General features: G+C 63.4%; 17 protein-coding genes and 1 tRNA gene. 10 read left to right on the forward strand and 8 right to left on the reverse strand.

Annotated elements, in window-relative coordinates; all coding sequences use genetic code 11:
* Window positions 1-139 precede the first annotated feature (139 nt).
* Window positions 140-1,369 carry a 5-aminolevulinate synthase gene (gene hemA, locus QA643_RS03860; RefSeq protein ID WP_283031885.1) on the reverse strand — a complete coding sequence of 410 codons (1,230 nt, stop codon included), beginning with the start codon at window positions 1,367-1,369 and terminating at the stop codon, window positions 140-142.
* A gap of 363 nt (window positions 1,370-1,732) precedes the next feature.
* Here hemA and QA643_RS03865 point away from each other — a divergent pair, with 363 nt between their 5' ends.
* Window positions 1,733-3,049, forward strand: coding sequence for a (Fe-S)-binding protein (locus QA643_RS03865; RefSeq protein ID WP_283031886.1), 1,317 nt, complete (start codon window positions 1,733-1,735; stop codon window positions 3,047-3,049).
* 23 nt (window positions 3,050-3,072) lie between these two features.
* Here the strand turns inward: QA643_RS03865 and QA643_RS03870 are convergent, their stop codons facing one another.
* From QA643_RS03870 to QA643_RS03885, 4 genes are all read right to left on the reverse strand, one after another.
* Window positions 3,073-4,134 (reverse strand): MBL fold metallo-hydrolase, encoded by a 1,062-nt coding sequence (locus tag QA643_RS03870; RefSeq protein WP_283031887.1) that lies wholly within the window; start codon window positions 4,132-4,134, stop codon window positions 3,073-3,075.
* A 146-nt stretch (window positions 4,135-4,280) separates the two neighbouring features.
* On the reverse strand, window positions 4,281-6,407 hold the full coding sequence (locus QA643_RS03875) for a HAMP domain-containing methyl-accepting chemotaxis protein (protein ID WP_283031888.1): 2,127 nt from the start codon (window positions 6,405-6,407) through the stop codon (window positions 4,281-4,283).
* 222 nt (window positions 6,408-6,629) lie between these two features.
* Window positions 6,630-7,355 carry an outer membrane beta-barrel protein gene (locus QA643_RS03880; protein WP_283031889.1) on the reverse strand — a complete coding sequence of 242 codons (726 nt, stop codon included), beginning with the start codon at window positions 7,353-7,355 and terminating at the stop codon, window positions 6,630-6,632.
* A gap of 380 nt (window positions 7,356-7,735) precedes the next feature.
* A complete protein-coding gene (locus tag QA643_RS03885; RefSeq protein ID WP_283031890.1) occupies window positions 7,736-8,056 on the reverse strand; it encodes a hypothetical protein in 321 nt (106 codons plus the stop codon).
* A 101-nt stretch (window positions 8,057-8,157) separates the two neighbouring features.
* Here QA643_RS03885 and QA643_RS03890 point away from each other — a divergent pair, with 101 nt between their 5' ends.
* Entirely contained in the window at window positions 8,158-8,391 is a 234-nt protein-coding gene (locus QA643_RS03890; RefSeq protein WP_283031891.1) for a hypothetical protein, read from the forward strand.
* On the opposite strand, the gene QA643_RS03895 is transcribed toward QA643_RS03890, so the two are convergent.
* Window positions 8,388-9,851: a GH1 family beta-glucosidase gene (locus tag QA643_RS03895; protein ID WP_283031892.1), complete on the reverse strand. Its 1,464-nt coding sequence runs from the start codon at window positions 9,849-9,851 to the stop codon at window positions 8,388-8,390. The genes QA643_RS03890 and QA643_RS03895 overlap by 4 nt on opposite strands.
* A gap of 12 nt (window positions 9,852-9,863) precedes the next feature.
* Window positions 9,864-10,862 carry a glycoside hydrolase family 16 protein gene (locus tag QA643_RS03900; protein WP_283031893.1) on the reverse strand — a complete coding sequence of 333 codons (999 nt, stop codon included), beginning with the start codon at window positions 10,860-10,862 and terminating at the stop codon, window positions 9,864-9,866.
* A 335-nt stretch (window positions 10,863-11,197) separates the two neighbouring features.
* Here QA643_RS03900 and QA643_RS03905 point away from each other — a divergent pair, with 335 nt between their 5' ends.
* Together QA643_RS03905 and QA643_RS03910 are read left to right on the forward strand one after the other, a co-directional pair.
* Entirely contained in the window at window positions 11,198-12,238 is a 1,041-nt protein-coding gene (locus tag QA643_RS03905) for an HD domain-containing phosphohydrolase (protein ID WP_283031894.1), read from the forward strand.
* Window positions 12,239-12,356: 118 nt separating this feature from the next.
* Window positions 12,357-13,346: an STM3941 family protein gene (locus tag QA643_RS03910; RefSeq protein WP_283031895.1), complete on the forward strand. Its 990-nt coding sequence runs from the start codon at window positions 12,357-12,359 to the stop codon at window positions 13,344-13,346.
* A gap of 52 nt (window positions 13,347-13,398) precedes the next feature.
* Here QA643_RS03910 and QA643_RS03915 read toward each other — a convergent pair.
* Window positions 13,399-13,473 (reverse strand) — tRNA-Thr (locus QA643_RS03915).
* Window positions 13,474-13,795: 322 nt separating this feature from the next.
* On the opposite strand from QA643_RS03915, the gene QA643_RS03920 reads away from it, so the two are divergent.
* The 6 genes from QA643_RS03920 to QA643_RS03945 all read left to right on the forward strand — a co-directional run bounded on the left by QA643_RS03920 (window position 13,796) and on the right by QA643_RS03945 (window position 18,730).
* The gene (locus QA643_RS03920) at window positions 13,796-14,008 is read left to right on the forward strand and encodes a hypothetical protein (protein ID WP_349253255.1); all 213 of its coding nucleotides are present in this window, start codon (window positions 13,796-13,798) and stop codon (window positions 14,006-14,008) included.
* Window positions 14,009-14,077: 69 nt separating this feature from the next.
* Window positions 14,078-15,784: an FAD-dependent oxidoreductase gene (locus tag QA643_RS03925; RefSeq protein WP_283031896.1), complete on the forward strand. Its 1,707-nt coding sequence runs from the start codon at window positions 14,078-14,080 to the stop codon at window positions 15,782-15,784.
* 27 nt (window positions 15,785-15,811) lie between these two features.
* Window positions 15,812-16,123 (forward strand): UBP-type zinc finger domain-containing protein, encoded by a 312-nt coding sequence (locus tag QA643_RS03930; RefSeq protein ID WP_283031897.1) that lies wholly within the window; start codon window positions 15,812-15,814, stop codon window positions 16,121-16,123.
* A 31-nt stretch (window positions 16,124-16,154) separates the two neighbouring features.
* The gene (locus QA643_RS03935; RefSeq protein ID WP_283031898.1) at window positions 16,155-17,081 is read left to right on the forward strand and encodes an alpha/beta hydrolase; all 927 of its coding nucleotides are present in this window, start codon (window positions 16,155-16,157) and stop codon (window positions 17,079-17,081) included.
* A 185-nt stretch (window positions 17,082-17,266) separates the two neighbouring features.
* Complete coding sequence (locus tag QA643_RS03940) at window positions 17,267-17,767, forward strand: hypothetical protein (protein ID WP_283031899.1); 501 nt, start codon at window positions 17,267-17,269, stop codon at window positions 17,765-17,767.
* 138 nt (window positions 17,768-17,905) lie between these two features.
* The gene (locus QA643_RS03945) at window positions 17,906-18,730 is read left to right on the forward strand and encodes an alpha/beta hydrolase (protein ID WP_283031900.1); all 825 of its coding nucleotides are present in this window, start codon (window positions 17,906-17,908) and stop codon (window positions 18,728-18,730) included.
* Window positions 18,731-18,744: the final 14 nt, after the last annotated feature.

Here is an 18,744-nt window from a genome sequence, read left to right on the forward strand (position 1 = left end):
CCCGTCACTTGATGCGGACGTGCTTCTTCATGCCGGCCGGAAGCGTGCGGGCGCCGTGGCCGGAACAGGGAATATAAACACTTTGGGCCGGCAGCGCATCGCTACCGGCCCAAGTCGCGAGGGGTTTGGCGGGATAGGGTTACTCGGCCGCCAGCGACTTGCGGTTCAGCTTGAGGCCGAGGCGGTCCCAGACCTGCAGCAGCGCTTCGGCAAGCTGATCGATCAGGCCGTCATCATGGTAGGGCGAGGGCGTGATCCGGAGCCGCTCGGTTCCCTTGGCAACGGTCGGATAGTTGATCGGCTGGATGTAGATGCCGTGCTCCTCCAGGAGGATATCGGACGCCTGCTTGCACTTCTCGGGATCGCCGACGAACAGCGGCACGATATGGGTGTCGCTCGACATCACAGGCAGCCCGGCGGCGTTGAGGATCGCCTTGACGCGGGCGGCGCGGTCCTGGTGGCGCTCGCGCTCCCAGTTCGAGGTCTTCAGATGCCGGATTGCGGCGGTCGCGGCCGAGCAGATTGCCGGCGGCAGCGCTGTCGTGAAGATAAAGCCCGGCGCATAGGAGCGGACCGCGTCGATGATCGCAGCCTTGCCGGCGATATAGCCGCCGAGGCAGCCGAACGCTTTTGCGAGCGTGCCTTCCACCACGTCGATGCGATGCATGACCCCGTCGCGCTCGGCGATGCCGCCGCCGCGCGGGCCGTACATGCCGACCGCATGAACCTCGTCGAGATAGGTCATGGCGCCATATTTCTCGGCGAGATCGCAGATTTTTGCGAGCGGGGCGACGTCGCCGTCCATGGAATAAAGGCTCTCGCAGACGATCAGCTTGGGCCGGTCGGGGCCTGCCGCAATCAAAAGCTCTTCGAGATGCGCAAGGTCGTTGTGGCGGAAGATCTGGCGCTCGCAGCCGGCCTGGCGGACGCCTTCGATCATCGAATTGTGGTTGAGCGCGTCAGATAGAATGAGGCAGTTCGGGATCAGCTTGGCGAGGGTCGAGATGCCGGTCTGGTTCGAGACATAGCCCGAGGTGAACAGCAGCGAGGCTTCCTTGCCGTGCAGATCGGCCAGCTCCTGTTCGAGTTGCACCAGCGGGTGATGGGTGCCGGCGATGTTGCGGGTGCCGCCGGCGCCGGTGCCGACGCGGGTCGCGGTTTCCACCATGGCGCCGACCACCTTGGGGTGCTGGCCCATGCCGAGATAGTCGTTGGAGCACCAGATCACGACGTCGCGCTTGCCCTTCGGCGAGTGCCAGACCGCATGCGGAAACCGGCCCGCGATCCGTTCGAGGTCGGCGAACACGCGGTAGCGCCGCTCGTCATGAAGGGCTTTGAGGGCGGTATCGAAAAATTTGCTGTAATCCATCGCAAGACCTGGAACTGAACCGGCCGGATTGGCTCGGGCCTTTTTTAGAGCTTTTCCAGCTTTGATGTCTACGCGAAATCCGGCCTTTCGGCGCGCCTCCGGAATGCTACTTAGCTGGCGCAAATGTTGATCGGGATCAACGTACTAGGCCGGATTTGCGTTCTCGGTATTTGATCGACTGGGCAGCCATGCGCCCAAGCGGCATCCTCCATGCCGATTGGCTAATGCCGCCGCGCTTGAGGCCAAAACGGTGCCTCGACCGGTCTCATCGTTGACGGGCAGGCTATCCGGTTTCCGCATATGTGTTTGCCCCGTCCTAAGCTATGGTTCCCTGTCGATGGGCTAATGGCGGAGCCGCAACCGATGAGCGACACCTCTTTCGAGACGGCGCTGGGTGCTCGGGTCGACGAGATGGTTGATGCATGCACGCGATGCGGCAAATGCGTCGAAGCCTGTCCAAGCGTCGCCCCAGCCGGAATCACCGGCGCCAGCTCCACCGATATCATCAGCGGCATCCTCGACGTCCTGCGCGGGGGTGAAGGACCCGAGGCGTCGCGCAAATGGGCGTCCGCCTGCATGCTGAGCGGCGAGTGCATCAAGGCGTGCGACTACGGCGTCAATCCGCGCTTCCTGCTCGCGATGACGAATATCGCTATGGCGAAGCGCCAGAGCGAATTGCCGGAACGGCGGCGCAAGGCCTTGACGCAGTTTCGCGACGAGAGCCGCGATGTGACCGTGCTGTCGCAGCTGCAGCTCGATCGCGAGGTGCTGGAGCGGCTCGGTCAGAAATCAGCCGCGGCTGCGACACCGGCCATGGCGCCGGACTTCGTGTTCTACACCGGCTGCAATGTGCTGAAGACGCCGCATATCGCGCTGCTCGCCCTCGACATCATGGACGCGCTCGGCGTCACCTATCAGGTGATGGGCGGGCCCAGCCATTGCTGCGGCGTCAAGCAGTTCAAGGGCGGCGATGTCGAGATGGCCGGACGGATGGGCACAAACTCGATCGAGAAGATGTCGCATTCGAAATCCGGCCAGGTGATCTCCTGGTGTCCGAGCTGCTACGTCCAGTTCACGGAAACGACGATTCCGGCGATCGAGCGACAAAGCGGCGCGCGGCCGTTCGAGATGACGCCGTTCCTGCGGTTTCTGCGTGAGCGGCTGGCACAATTGACGCCGCTGCTGCGCGAGGAGGTCAGGATGCGGATCGCGCTGCACCGGCATCCGGGCGTGGCCGGCGTCATGGACGCCGCTGCGGAAATTCTGCAGGCGATCCCCGGCATCGAACTCGTCGACCTGCGGCAACCGGCGGTCGGCCTGCAGAGCGTCAATCTGAAGGTCTTGCCCGCGTTCAAGCGCGAGCTGCAGCGCAATGAGCTTCAGGCGGCGTCCGATGCCGGCATCGATGCGCTGGTCGCCGTCTACCATTCCGATCATCGCGAATTATGCGCGCATGAACGCGACTGGCCGTTTCGCATCCTCAACGTGCTCGAGATCGTCGGCGCGAGCATGGGCCTCTCCCGCCACGACCGCTACAAGGAATTGAAGCTGATGCAGGATGCCGACCAGATCGTCGCCGACTGCCAGGATCTGATCGCGCAGCATTCGCTCGATGTCGCAACGGCCCGCAGCGTCATCGCAAAAGGCATGCTGGCGGATCAGCCGCTTCCGCTGAAATAACGGAAAATGAATTCTGCTGGCGGCTATGTCGTCCGGAACCGCAATACGCCGTCCGTGACTTCGCAGGTCAGCCGGCCCTCGACCAGCATGTAGTTGACGTGCGCGACCAGCTCGCCGGCGGCAAAGCCCATCTGGTGCTCGTCCAGCACGTGCTTGTGGAACACCACCGGCACCAGCTCCTTGGACGTCTGCGGCACTTCGCGGCAGGCTTCTGCGATCAGGCGGCAGCGGTCCTCGTGATGGTCGGCGAGCTGCTTGATGCGGGTCTTCAGCCCGTAGAACGGCACGCCGTGTCCGGGCAGCACCATCACGTCATAGGGCAGGGTGGTGGTGAGGCTCGCCAGCGAAGCCAGATATTCGCCGAGCGAGTTCTGGTCGGGCTCAACCGCCCAGACGCTGACATTGGGCGAGATCTTGCTCAGCACCTGGTCGGCGGACAGGAACAATTTGTCGGCGGCGCAGTACAGCATCACCTGGTCGAGCGCATGGCCGCCGCCGGTGATCACCTTGAAGCGCCGCGTGCCGATCACGACCTCATCGCCATGCGAGATGCGGCGGTAGGAGGGCGGCAGCACCGAGACCCGCTTCAGATAGTCCTGGCCACGGCCGAGCAGCTTGTCGGTCAGGCTCTCGTCCATGCCGTGACGGCGGAAGAACAGCCGCTGCGCGTTCAGCCGTTCCGTGGTGCCGCGGTTCTGGTGATAGACCGATTGCAGATACTCGACCTGCGACATCTGCAGGGGGCAGTTGAAGCGCTCCGTGATCCAGCCCGCGAGGCCGACATGATCAGGGTGCGAATGGGTGACGATCAGCCGCGTGATGCTGACATGCCGCAGCGGCCCCTCGAACAGCGTGGTCCAGGCCGCAATGGACTCCTCATTGCCGAAGCCGGAATCGACCATCGCCCAGCCGTCGCCGTCGGCGAGCAGGTAGATGTTCACGTGGTTGAGGCGGAACGGCAGCTTGAGGCGGACCCAGAGCACGCCGGGCACCACCTCGACGACCTGGTCGTGGCCGGGGTGGCTTTCGAAGGGGTATCGCAGTGCCTCCGCCGAGGACTGCACGGTGTCGGTTTTGGAATGCATGCTACCGGCTTAGCGGCAGCGGCGGCGCGGCGCTAGTTGAAAAACGGGCTGGCTGTCATTCCGGGATGGTCCGAAGGATCAGACCCGGAATCTCGAGATTCCGGGTTCGATGCTGACGCATCGCCCCGGAATGACGGCGTATGTAGCTACGCCGCCCGGATATTCGACAGGAACGCGTCGATCTCTTCCCGCAGCACGTCGGCCTCGCGGCGCAGCGCGCCGGAGGCGGCCAGGACCTCGCTGGCGGTGGTTCCGGCCTGCGCCGAGGCGCTGGAGACGCCGACGATGTTGGTGGAGACCTCGCTGGTGCCGCTGGCGGCATGCTGGATGTTGCGGGCGATCTCGCGCGTCGCCGCACCCTGCTCCTCGACCGCGGCCGCAATCGCCGTCGTCACCTCGTTGATCTCGGCGATCGTGCCGGAGATGTTGCGGATCGCGGAGACCGCGGTCTCCGTCACCGTCTGCATGCTGACGATCTGCTGGCGGATCTCGTCGGTGGCCTTGGCGGTCTGGTTGGCGAGGCTCTTCACTTCGGAGGCCACCACGGCAAAGCCGCGGCCGGCGTCGCCGGCGCGCGCCGCCTCGATGGTGGCGTTCAGCGCCAAGAGGTTGGTCTGCGAGGCGATGGTCTGGATCAGGTCGACCACCACGCTGATGCGGGCCGCGTTGTCCGCAAGCCCCTGCATGGTGGCGTCGGTGGCGCCGGCATCTTCGACCGCCTTGCGGGCGATTTCCGACGAGGTGACGACCTGACGGCCGATTTCCTCGATCGAGGACGACAATTCCTCGGTGCCTGACGACACGGTCTGCACGTTGGCCGAAGTCTGCTCGGCGGCGGTCGCGACGGTGGTCACCAGCGCGCTGGATTGGTCGGCGGTCGCCGACATGGATTGCGCCGTCGACTGCATCGAGCCCGCGGCGTTCTGCAGGCTGTCGAGCGCCGTGCGAACGGTGGTTTCGAACTCGACGATGCGGGCTTCCATGCGGGCAGCGCGCTCGCTCTTGGCGATGCGGTCCTTGTCCTGCTCGGTGGACAGCGCGCGGCTCTGGATCATGCTTTTGCGGAACACCTGCAGCGAATCGGCCATGACGCCGATCTCGTCCTGGTGGTGGGTCTGGTAGACCTCGGTGTCGAGGTCGCCGCTCGACAGCAACTGCATCGAACGCTGCAGATTGCTGATCCGGCGCAGGATGTTGCGGCCGACATAGAGCCAGACGAACAGGATCGAACCGACCAGCGTGCCGACGCCGAGGGCGAGCATCACCATGGTCCCGAACGAAATCTCCTGGCGCGCCTGCCACGCCGCCGTGTCGGTTTCCTTCCGCACGCCGTCGACGAGCTGCTGCACGCTGATGCCGAGGCCGACATTGAGCTTGCGGGTTTCCTCCAGAATGGTCTGGCCGTAATCGTCCGCGTCCAATTCCTGCTGGCGGACCTTGAAGATGCCGCTCTTGCCGTCGGCAAGCGCGATCATGTCAAGGGTTGCCTTGCGGACGACGTTCATCGCGGTGGTCTTGGGCAGCGCTTCGGCATTCGCCTTCACGCGCGCCTGCGCGGTGCGGAATTCCTTCGCAATGGCTTCGAGCGTATCGCCGCTGGTCGCCGACAGCGCGGCGATCATGTCGAACGCCATCATGTTGCCGCTGGCGGCGATGTCGGCGAGCTGGTCGGCCGTCTTGTGCGCCTTGATCGCGTCACCTTGCGAGAAGTTGGGCGCGGCGTAGATGCTGTAGAGCTCGGTCTGGGCGTCGATCGCCGCAGGGGCGGCCGCGGCGATGAAGCGCCGCTGCGCCTTGCGCACGGCCTCATAGAGCTTTTCGTGCTGGGAGGCGAGTTCGAGCCGCTCGAGCGCGGCCGAGCCGAGGCTTTTGATCACCTCGTCGATGTTCTTCATGTTCTCGGTCAGCGCGGCGACCACCGCCTTGTCGGCGCCGAGCTCGACGATCTCGCCGAGCTTCTGCAACGCGACCGCCTGGGTTTCCTTCATCTTGCGGGTACGATCGTTCAGCGCGTCCTCGCTGCGCGCTGCCAATAACGCCGGCCCCTGGCTGGCAAGGCTCGCGCTTTGCGCCGAGAGCTGCAGGCTGGCGGCAAGGCGGGGAATGTCGCGCCCGCTGAGGTCCACCATGGTCCCGCCGAGCCGCCCGAGCATTAGCCCTGCGCCGGCCGAGATGACGATCGCCATGCCGGCGATGACGGCGAAGGCGGCAAACAGGCTGCCTCTGACGCCGAAGCGGAAGCCTTTGACTTTTGATTTGGATTGTACCGCCATCTGCCCACTTGCCCCGTCTACGCTACCTGGAGGTGTTTCCTGGCGCGGCAGTATCGCGATACCCGGTTAACAGTTTTGGAAAAACGGAGCCTTTTTCGCCATAATTTTGAGGGCGCAGCGTAAATACCTTGTTTTTCCGTGCACCGGAAAACGCAACCAGAACGAATAAAACAAAAGGGCCGGCGCGAAGGCCGGCCCTCTGCTATCCGCGGTTGAGAGCGCTCAGTAGCGTGCGACCACCGGGCTTGCGAAGTTGAAGCGGTAATTGACGCCGAGCTTCACCGTGTGATCCTCAGTGGTGAAGCTGCCGAACGGCGCCAGCGCGGCCGGCGTCACGAAGCGGGTGCTGCCGAAGTCGTAATACATGTACTCGCCTTTGACCGACCAGTTCGGGGCGAACATGTATTCGGCGCCGCCGCCGACGGTCCAGCCGTTGCTGTGGTTGCCGTTGAGCAGGAAGGGGATCGGCGCGCCGGCCAGGGTCACCCGCTCGGCATTGTCGGAATAGGCGTAACCGCCTTTGACGTAGACCAGGCCCGGACCCCAGGTGTAGCCGATGCGGGCCGTGATCGAGCCGAGGCCGCGCTGATCGTTGGTGTAGACATAGCCGCCGGGGAAGGTGGCGGTGAGGTTGTTCTTGCCGAGCCAGGAATACTGGCCCTCGGTGCCGAGCACCCAGTTCGGCGCGAACTGCCAGTCGAGACCGGCCTGAACGCCGCCGAGCAGGCGGGCGCTGGAATCGCTCAGCACCGCGCCGTTGAAATTGTTGCTGCCGCTGAAGGCGCCGCCGAGATGGCCGCCGATATAGAAGCCGGTCCAGTTGTAGAGCGGCGCGGCATAGACGGGCGCCTTGTTGTAATAGGGGCGGGCGCCGAGATCGGCGCCGGCCGCCGGAGCTGCGGCGGTGATGGCTGCGATGGCGACGAGGGAAAGCAGGATCTTTTTCATTGTGCTGGTCTCCGAAAACCGTTCGGCGACCCACGGTAGCGGGACGCCATCCATGCCCCGCACATAGACGGCATTTACCTAAAATGCTGTCACTCCGAGGTGACAGCGGGCCGTAACCCAACCCATTGGCCAACAAACGTTTTTCGTACTTAACGAACGCCTAATCAAAGGTAAGCAGGGGGTTAATTTCGTGCCTCCCACGGCGCTTCCGTCAAGCTTTGCTTAACCATCTACGCCCCGCCGTCCCGTCAAGAATCCCTTGTCCCGGACGCGGCGCGGCATGCAATGACGCGACGCAGAGCCGGGCCCCCCTCGCCGTGGACCCCGGATCAGCAGCGCACCGCTATCGCGCTGCGCAGCATCCGGCGAACGCTGGACTGCTAACCAATGCGGCGGCGCACGTCGCTGCGCATCTGCTCGCGAAAAGCCTGCCGGCGGGCGGGGCGCTCCTTCACCGGCACGTCGTGACGGTCGAACACGTTGAACATTTCGAGGATCGGGTAGTGATCGCTGGCCATGGCCAGGATGCGGAGCAGCTCCGCCACCGGCCCCGTCGGGCCGGTGACCTCCCATTTGCGGATGGTGTCGGCGCCATCCTGGGCCGGCAGCCCGCAGAGCTTGGCCATGTCGGCCACCGATAGCTTCTGGCCGATGGCTTCGCCGAGATGCTCGCGAAGTTTCTTAAGTTCTGCGCCGGTCACGGCTTCTCCGTCCTGAAGTGGTATCTGTGAAGTACGTCACACACGGGGCGCGGCAAGGGGCGTATACGCTCCGTATAAGATTTCCTGATGAGGAGGCAATCATGCGTCGCTTACTCGAAAGCCTCGTCCCCGACGCCCGCCCGATCTATTGGCAATGGGTCGGCGGCGTGTTCGCACTTTATGTCGTGCTGCTGGCTGCCGCCGCCGGCATGTTCGTCGGCCACGAATCACCGCGCAAGCTGGCGCAGCAACCAGCCGCGACTGTGGCAATCGACGCCAAGCAGGATACCGTCTCGGAGGCCTCGGCGCCGTTGTGGCAGGCGGCGCGTTACTAAACCCCGATCGCGTTCCGCGCCACCACGTCGCGGTAGAAGTCGACGCTGAGCTTCGGGGTCCGGCGCTGCGTTTCGAAGTCGACGTGATAGAGCCCGAAGCGTTTTCCGTAGCCGAAGATCCATTCGAAATTGTCCATCAGGCTCCACAGGAAATAGCCACGGACAGGCACGCCCTCCGACGTCGCGCGCTGCAATTGCCGCAAGTAGTTGCGCAGATACATGATGCGGTCGAGGTCGTAGACCTTGCCGTCGGCGCGCAGTTTGTCCTCGGACGAGGTGCCGTTCTCGCTGATGTAGATCGTCTTGATGTTCCAGACTTTCGCCGCCAGCCGCGGCGCCCAGTAGATGGTTTCCGGCCCGACGCGCAGCCATTCCGAATTCATGTGCGGGAACGAGGTGGGGAAGGGCAGCACGCTCCAGCCCGGCGCCTTGTCGGAGGCGGCGATATAAAATTGCGGCGCGTAGATGTTGAGCCCGACGAAATCGTTCGGCTCCGAAATGATCTTCAGTTCAGCAGCGGTGAATTTCGGCGCGTCCTTGCCGGCAAATTTGAGGAAGCCGTCGGTGTACTTGCCTTCCAGGATGACGCCGAGGAAGCCGGCGTTTAGTTCGCGCGTCGCCATCTCGGCGGCGTGAACGTTTTCCGGCGTGTCGAATGCCGGCACGCAGGCCGCGATGTTTTCGGCAACCCCAACTCTGGTGCCGGCGCGGCCCCGCGCGCGGATCGCCTGCACGGCGAGCCCATGCGCCAGCGCCACGTGGTGGCGGACCTGGTTGACCTCGCCATCCGGCAATTTCAGGCCGGGCGCGTCAATACCCCAGCCATAGCCGAAGTTCACGAAACGGCCGGCTTCGTTGATCGTGAAGACCGACTTGACGCGGTCAGTGATCCGTGCCGCGACATGGCCGGCATAATCGCCGAACGCCTTTGCGGTTTCGGCCGATCGCCAGCCGCCGACGCGATCCTCGAGCGCCTGCGGCAGATCCCAATGATAAAGCGTCGCGTAGGGCTCGATGCCCTGCTTCAAGAGTTCGTCGATCAGGCGGTCGTAGAAATCGAGTCCTTTCGGGTTCGGCTTGCCCGTTCCTTCCGGAAATACGCGCGGCCAGGCGATCGAAAACCGGTAGGCCTTGGCGCCGATGTCGCGGATCAGGCCGATATCTTCCTTGTAGCGGTGGTAGTGCTCGTTGGCGCGGTCGCCGCTGGTGCCGTCCTCGATCTTGCCTTGTGTATGCGAAAACGTATCCCAGATCGAGCGGCCCCGGCCGTCCTCATTGACGGCGCCTTCGATCTGATAGGACGACGTCGCGGTGCCCCAGACGAAGTCCTTTGGAAAACTCGCCGGCGTCGGGCTGCTCGCTGCCGCTTGTGCTGTAGCATCGACCGGGCGCGCGGCCATGCCGAGCGCGGAAACGCCCGCAAGCTTTGCAAAATGCCGGCGCGAGAATTTTCCGAACATCGTCATCTCCGGTCAGCGTTCGTCAATCTGGTAGGCCGAGATCCGGTCGATCTCGAAGGCGACGGTTTCAGGCGTTTGGCCGTCGACGAAGCCGACGCCCTCGAAATTCTTCGAGCCCATCGCGAGGTTGACGATCATGTACATGGGATCGTTGAAGCCGACCGGGACCTTGATCTCGGAGACCGGCTGGCGATCGATGAAATAGGTGATGCGGTCCGGCTGCCACAATACGCCATAGGCGTGGAATGCGGTCGATGCGTCTTCGACACGGAAGTCGAAGCCGCAGCGTTCCACGCGCTGGGTCTCCGGGATTCGCCAGTGCGTCGTCATCACGATGGCGCCGGGCCGCTGGCCGCGCCCCTCCATGATGTCGACCTCCGGCGGCCAGCCACCGTCGTCGGCGAGCATCCAGAACGCCGGCCACACGCCGGTGCCGACGGGTATTTTGGCGCGGATTTCAAAATACCCGTACTTCTGGGAAAACCGGCCCTGCGTCGTCAGGATGCCGGAGACATATTCATTGTTGAACAGCACCGCCTTCAGTGCCGGCGGGGTCCGGCTGGCGACAATCGAGAGAATGCCGTCCTTGACCTTGAACGGATCGAGGCCGAGCGGCGTTGCTTCCAGCCCGCCATAACGCGGATCGACATAGATCTGCTGCTCGCCGTTCCAGCTCGTCTTGCGCCTGAAGTCGGAGCCGTCGCCGCCCCAGTAGCGCGCTTCCGGCCAGGCGGCGCCGCCGGCGTAGTGCGGTACCCACCTGCCGCCGGTCAGCGGGTGGGTGTCGAAATCATCGTTGAAGGTCCGGTGCAAGGATACCGACGCAAATGATGCGGGATTCGGTGCTTCGATGCGGCGGCAGCGCTCGCCGAGCATCGCGGTCGCGACCTGCAGCGTGAGCTTGCTCGTTGCGCCGGCGAGATCGGTCTGTGCCAACGCCGGAATGGTAAACAGGCTGCCGATTGCGGCCAGGATCGTGGCCAAAAGCGCGGTCAGGGCGCGCAGCGTCAATCTTGCGGTCTCCGATTCGCCTCGATGCGACGGGAGATCATTCACGGAAGATGCCCTTCGACCTGATGGTGTCCTGATAGTCTTCTGATTTTCTTCTGAGGCGTTTCGAACAGCGAACGGTGTGCATACCTCGTTTGGGGTACGTAGTTATACGGGTTCCGCACTTAACGGCAAGGTAGCCTCGATGCTCAACACTACCGTGTAGCTGAATGATAAAACGCCGATGCCGTCGCGCGATGTTCGGATTCCGAACCATCGGAAATTGTTCAAATTCTTTTCAGTTCTTCAACCTTGGAGAACCAACTAGTCGATAGTGTCGCGTTCGGAACTCTGGGATGCTCGTCTACTTTGTCACCGACGAGCCGGCAAAGCTGCCGGCCATACGTGCGATGCTTGAACCGCAGCACGCCGTAGTGCCGTGGGTGCTCGATGGCGACGGCACCGGCGTGCGGGCGCATGGCGTCTTGATGGTGGACGTCGATCTGCGGCAGCTGCCGCGCGCCGATCAGCTCCGGCCCATTTTGAATGAGCTTGCCGCCATGCCGGAGCGGCTGTTCGTGGTTCCCGCCCACGCCCGTTCGATGATCGCGCAGGCCTACGCGCTCGGCGCCACCGCGATCATTTCGCGCGCCAAGGAGGCGATGCCGAAGATCGCGCAGATCGAATATGCCGAGGCCGCCGCGGAAAGCGCCGCCTCAGATCCGGCCCTTGAGATGGATGCAGGCGTCGCGGCGTTCGCCACAATGTTTTCGAACGTACGCCACGGCAGGCCCCTCAAGGTTGCCGATGCGCAGCGTGCGACGACCCAGATCGTCAAGCGCGTCGGCCAGGGCGGACTTTCGACATGGCTCGACGAGGTGCGGCGCTATCACGAGGGCACGTTTCAGCATTGCCTGCTGGTCACCGGCGTTGCCGTCGCCTTTGCCCTGGATGTGGGATTTTCCAGCACCGACGTGTCGCGGCTTGGCATAGCCGCCACACTTCACGACATCGGCAAGGCCCGCATTCCTCTGTCGATCCTGGACAAGCCGGGCCGGCTCGATCCGGACGAGGAGGAGATCATCCGGCGCCATCCCGTCATCGGCCACGACCTCCTGAAGGGCATGTCCGGTATCACTCCGGAGATTCTCGACGGGGTGCGGCATCATCACGAATATCTTGATGGCTCCGGCTACCCGGACGGGCTGAAGGGCGGGCAGATTTCCGACCTGGTCCGCTTGCTGACGATTTCGGACATCTTTGCTGCGCTGGTCGAATCCAGGGCCTACCGGCCGCCAATGGCGCGGGAAGCCGCCTACGAGATCCTCCGCGGCATGGAGGGCAAGCTGGAAGGCGCGCTGGTCAGGGCGTTCCGCAACGTTGCGCTGGGTTCGTGATGAACCTGCGGGCCGATCGGCAGCACTGATTTCTCGGGAAGTTTGACGCGTGGGGTCCAGCCCGGTGGAATGGGCTCGCGACGCCCGTTGTCATTTCCGCGACCCGAGAGCTGAAGCCATGAATGTCAGCGGCCTGGATCCCGATCAAACGCTGGAATACCGGCCAGCCACGACGATCGTCCGACTGCTTCCGACCGGCCTTCTGCTGATCTTTCTCGGCCTCCTGATACTTGCGCTTGTCGTTGACCGCGATCGCGAGCCGGTCTGGACGTACCTTGGCGTCGGGCTTTGTCTCACGCTCGGTGCGGGCCTGTCCGGCTTCACGCTGTGGCGGCGCTGGCATCACGGCAAGCCGGTGTTCACGCTGTCGCCTGACGGCATCCATTACCGGATTCCCTTCGTCAAACAGGTCCTGATCCCCTGGCACGAAATCCAGGGTGTCGACACCGTCGATATCGAGGCGGGCTACTGGTCGATCCTGTGGAGCACGGAGAGCCTGCGGTACAACACGTTCATCCTGCGACACGTCACCGTGATCCTGCTGCCGCAGCGGTTCTATCAGCAGCACCTTCACATCAGTTCGCTTCTTCTGCGCGGTCCCGCCTGGAAGGCCAACTTCATTCCGAAGGGCGATCTGGTGCAGATGGCGTTGCATCACGAATACGTCTCGGTCGAGCCGCGCGCACTTCGCGAAGCGGTCGAAGCGCGCTGGCGCGCATTTCGCGAAAAGCCTGCCGCGCCGATGGCGCGAACCAGCGTGCCGAGCACGATGAATCCTTCGGCCGCAAAGACCGCCGTGTCTCACCCTGCGCCGACGTCTGGTGTCATCGCGATGGGCGAGGACCCAAAGTCCATGTCGTGGTGGGAGGCCACCAAGGTCATCGCCTTGCTGATCGGCATCGCCATCGTATCAGCCAACCTCGCCGGGCTCTGGCAGGCATCAGCGCCGACGCCGGAGAGCGACGCCCGCGCTCAGGCGCGCACGCATCAAAAGGCCTGGCAGGAATCGATCAAAAAGAGCAGGGAGGACAGCAAGCGGCTGGAGGCGGAGGATAAAGAGCGGCGGAGGCAGCTCGACGAGGATATGCGGCGCGCGTTTGGGCGATAGCGCTCCACGGGACGCGATGGCCGGAAGTGCCGCTAACGCTTGCTGAGAAAGATGGTGCTGCCAGACAGGATTGAACTGTCGACCTCTCCATTACCAATGGAGTGCTCTACCACTGAGCTACGGCAGCATGCCCGGTATTCAGGGATCGGCCTAAAGGCCCCTCAGGCGGCCGGTTCTTGCCACAACGACCCCGCTGGCGCAAGCATGTGGGTAGGGCAGGAAGGGTCCAAATTCATCAAAATTCGTCGCTGTTGATCGTGCGCCGGGCAATCCGGCAATTTAGGCCGCGGTCCGGGTTCCCGATTTCGCGCCGGGCCGGCGAATCCTCGCGTTGCGCCGCCTGGGCCGCAAGCCGCGCCCGGCGGCCGATGGGCTTGGGCGCATGATTGCAGTATGGATGGGTAAACCGATCATCGGCGACGGCACTCCTGACGTCGCTCGATCAAGGCGTGTTCGACAAACCGGCGATGAAAGACAATCAAGACAGCGGCCCCGGAAAACTTGGCGCGGATTCGAAGGATTCGCGGCGGGACCGGCTGAAGCTGGCGCTGCGCGAAAATCTTAGGCGGCGCAAGGCGCAGGCGCGCGGGCGCGACGCCGGACCTTCCGAAAGCGCCGATGCATCCCTAGATGACGCCGGCGGAGAAAAGCCGACTTCTTAGCGACAAAATTCCCTCACGTCGTTCCGGCACGTTCTCTGCAAGGTTCTGTTTCTGTTTGGGGCGACAACAATGAGTGCAGATATCACGGCAGGCCCGGCGACCGGCGCCAACGCTTACGCCTTTCCCCGTCACGAGCAGACCTTTCCGACGCTGACGGAGGGCGAAATCGAGCGCATGCGCCGGTTCGGCGAGCTGCGCAGCTATCGGGACGGCGAAGCCCTGTTCGAGACCGGCAAGGTCGGCCCGGGCATGTTCGTGGTGCTGTCCGGCACGGTGGCGATCACCCAGCGCGACGGCCTCGGCCACGTCACGCCGATCATCGATCAGGGGCCGGGGCAGTTTCTGGCCGAGCTCGGCCAGCTTTCCGGCCGCATCGCTTTGGTTGACGGCCACGCCGAAGGCGATGTCGAGACGCTGCTGATCGCGCCGGATCACTTGCGCGCGCTGCTGGTGGCCGAGGCCGACCTCGGCGAGCGCATCATGCGCGCGCTGATCCTGCGCCGGGTCAGCCTGATCCAGGGCGGCGCCGGCGGTCCGGTGCTGATCGGCCCGACATCGCTCGGCGACACCGCGCGGCTGCAGAATTTTCTGGTGCGCAACGGCCAGCCGCACCACGTGCTCGATCCCGCCGCCGACAAGGACGCCGCCGATCTCGTCGCGCGCTATGCGGCGACGCGCGCCGACCTGCCGCTGGTGGTCTGCCCGGACGGCCAGGTGCTGCGCAATCCCTCCGAGCCGGCGATTGCCTATGCGATCGGCATGATCGGCGAGCACGACCATGCAAAGCTCTATGACGTCGCGGTGGTCGGCAGCGGACCGGCCGGGCTTGCCACCGCCGTCTATGCGGCATCCGAAGGCTTGTCGGTCGCCGTGTTCGATGCCCGCTCGTTCGGCGGCCAGGCCGGCGCCAGCGCCAGGATCGAAAACTATCTGGGCTTTCCGACCGGTATTTCCGGCCAGGCGCTGACCGGGCGCGCCTTCTCCCAGGCACAGAAATTCGGCGCCGAGATGCTGATTCCGGTCTCGATCAATTCGCTGGATTGCAGCCGCACTGATGGCGCCTTCCGCCTGGCGACCGACTGCGGCAAGTCGATGCGCGCCAAATCCGTTGTGGTGGCGAGCGGGGCGCGTTATCGCCGGCCCGAGATCGCGAATCTCGAAAAATTCGAAGGGCGCGGCGTCTGGTACTGGGCCTCGCCGATCGAAGCAAAACTGTGCCTCGGCCAGGATGTCGTGCTGGTCGGCGGCGGCAATTCCGCTGGCCAAGCCGCGGTGTTTCTCTCCGGCCATGCACGAAAGGTCTATATGGTCATCCGCGGCGGCGGGTTAGGGGCCAGCATGTCGCGCTATCTGATCGAGCGGATCGAGGCGACCGACAACATCGAATTGATGTTCAACACCGAGGTGGTCGGCCTCGAAGCCGATGACGACGGCGCACTGGCGCGGGTGCGCTGGCGTAGCCGCCTCGCGCCGGAGGAGCACACGCTCGATATCCGCAATCTCTTTTTGTTTGTCGGCGCCGATCCCGCCACCGGCTGGCTCGACGGCTGCGGCGTCATGGTCGACCGCGGCGGCTTCGTGGTGACCGGCGCGCAGTGCCAGCAGAAAGATGGGCAGCAGGCATCGCCATTGGAGACTTCGGTGCCGGGTGTGTTTGCGGTCGGCGACGTGCGCTCCGGCTCGGTCAAGCGGGTCGGCGGCGCGATCGGCGAGGGCGCGCAGGTCGTGGCCGCATTGCACAGCTATCTTGCGGATGCGATGAAGCCATCGCTTTGATGCGATTTGATGGATTGGAGTGAAGCGATGGCGAAACAAGGTTGCAGCCACATCGCCGGCATTCAGACCGTGACGCCGAGCGCGCTGGGCTGCGAGGAATGCCTGAAGAGCGGCAGCAAATGGCTGCATTTGCGAATCTGCCGCACCTGCGGCCATGTCGGCTGCTGCGACGATTCGCCGAACAAGCATGCGACCGCGCACTTCCACGCGTCAGGCCACCCCATCATCGAGGGCTACGATCCGCCGGAAGGTTGGGGCTGGTGCTATGTCGACGAGGTGCTGTTCGACCTGTCGAACCGAAAAACTCCACACAACGGGCCGATCCCGCGCTACTACTGATTCCTGTTCAACGAAGAACGAGGAATCTCGCATGCAATGCGTACCGGGAATGCTACGTGCCATCGCTGCTGTCATATGGATGGCATTATCGGTCGCATTGATCCCTGCAGGCGGTGCATTTGCGCAGGCCCCCCAGAGCAAGTTCGCCGAGGTCAACGGCGTCAAGCTGCACTATCTGGTTGCCGGCAAGGGTGATCCCGTCGTACTGCTGCATGGCTTTGCCGAAACCAGCCACATGTGGCGACCGCTAATCGCCAAACTTTCCGACAAGCACACGGTGATCGCGCCCGATTTGCGCGGTTTTGGCCAGTCGTCGGCGCCAGAGGGCGGATATACCAAGAAGGCGATGGCGCAAGACATCCACGCCTTGGTGAAAAGCCTCAAATACGACCGTATCAGGCTGGTCGGTCACGATATCGGACTGATGGTCGCCTACGCCTACGCGGCGCAACACCCTGGCGAAATCGACCGGATCGTGTTGATGGAGGCGTTCCTGCCCGGCGTCGGCGAGTGGAATAACGTCTTTCTGTTACGCGATCTCTGGCACTTCCATTTCTTTGGCAAGACGCCGCTCGCGCTGGTGACCGGCCGCGAACGGACTTATCTCGAACATTTCTGGAACGATTTTGCCGCCGATGCCACGAAATCCGTGCCGGAGGCCGATCGTCAATTCTATGCCAAGGAGTACGCCAGGCCTGGCAACATGAAAGCCGGGATGGAGGTCTTCCGCGCATTCCCGCAGGATGCTCTTGAGTTTGCGGACCTTGCGAAGACCAAGCTGTCGATGCCGATGCTGGTGCTGTCAGGCGAGAAGGCCGGTGGTCCGTTCCTGATCGAGCAGGGCAAGATGGTCGCGACCAATGTCGAGGGCGTGCTGGTGAAGGGACGGGGCCATTGGCTGATGGAGGAGGCACCCGATCAGGTGATTCCCAAGTTGGTCGAATTTCTCGATCGCTAAAATTCAACCGAAGCTTTGCCAGCATTTGTGACATCAGTGCAAATATTTCGCGCATCATACGACTTTGGTTGATGCGTCATTGTTTCGCGAACATGCCTGCATTGCCGCTGCTGCACGCGATGCGTGTGGATATTTTCCGTGCCACATCGTAACGTCTGGAAAGTTTCCAACGGCGGGGGCGCGTCATGATACTGGGGATGAGCGTGGCGACTTTGATTCTGGTCCATACAATCATCAGCCTGATTGCCATCGTCGCCGGCATTGTCGTGATGTTCGGAATGCTCGGCTCGAAGCGTCAGGGCGGCCTCACCGCGATCTTCCTCGTGTTCACCATCCTGACCAGCGCGACCGGCTTTGTGATTCCGCCGTTTCTGACTGACAAGCTGTTGCCCTCGCACATGATCGGCATTCTCTCGCTGGTCCTGCTCGCGGTCGCCTGCATCGCGCTCTACGTCATGAAGCTGGCCGGCCCCTGGCGCTGGATCTATGTCGTCACCGCGCTGGTCTCGCTTTACCTCAACGTGTTCGTGCTGGTGATCCAGAGCTTCCTGAAAGTACCGGCACTGCATGCGCTGGCGCCGAGCGTACCGCCGGCCGAGCCGCCGTTCGCCGTCGCCCAAGGCATCGTGCTGGTGTTCTTCGTCATCATGATTATCGGCGTGTGGCGACGCTTCCGCCCGGCCTGAAGGCTTCATCCGTCATTCCGGGATGGTGCGTTAGCACCAGACCCGGATCTCGAGATTCCGGATTCGATGCTGCGCATCGCTCCGGAATGACAACGTGTGTTTTGGCCAGCGCGGCCGCGTAACAAGAGGAGAATTCCCATGCCCACCATCACGACCAAAGATGGCGTCGAGATCTTCTACAAGGATTGGGGCAAGGGACAGCCCATCGTGTTCAGCCATGGCTGGCCGCTGTCATCAGACGATTGGGACACGCAGATGCTGTTCTTCCTGAACAACGGTTTTCGCGTCGTCGCCCACGACCGGCGCGGCCACGGCCGGTCGAGCCAGGTCGCCGACGGCCACGACATGGATCACTATGCCGACGACCTCGCGGCGCTGACCGCGCATCTCGACTTGAAGAACGCCGTTCACGTCGGCCATTCCACCGGCGGCGGCGAGGTGGTGCATTACATCGCCCGCCACGGCGAGAGCCGGGTTGCGAAGGCGGCGATCCTCAGCGCGGTGCCGCCGCTGATGGTGCGAACGGAGGCAAATCCCGGCGGTCTGCCCAAGGAAGTCTTTGACGGACTGCAGGCGCAACTTCTGGCCAGCCGCACGCAGTTCTATCGCGACCTCGCCGCCGGCCCGTTCTATGGCTACAACCGTCCGGGCGCCAAGCCGTCGGAGGCGGTGATCGAGAACTGGTGGCGGCAGGGCATGATGGGCGGCGCGAAGGCTCATTACGACGGCATCATTGCCTTCTCGCAGACCGACTTCACCGAGGACCTCAAGAAGATCACGGTGCCGGTGCTGGTGATGCACGGCGACGACGACCAGATCGTGCCCTATGAAGACTCCGCGCCGCTGTCGGCAAAGCTTTTAAAGAACGGCACGTTGAAGACCTACAAGGGCTTTCCGCACGGCATGCCCACCACGCACGCCGACACGATCAATGCCGATCTGCTGGCGTTCATCAGAGCGTGAGCCGTAAAGTCATT

This window comes from Bradyrhizobium sp. CB3481 (assembly GCF_029714305.1).
Classification (GTDB): Bacteria; Pseudomonadota; Alphaproteobacteria; order Rhizobiales; family Xanthobacteraceae; genus Bradyrhizobium.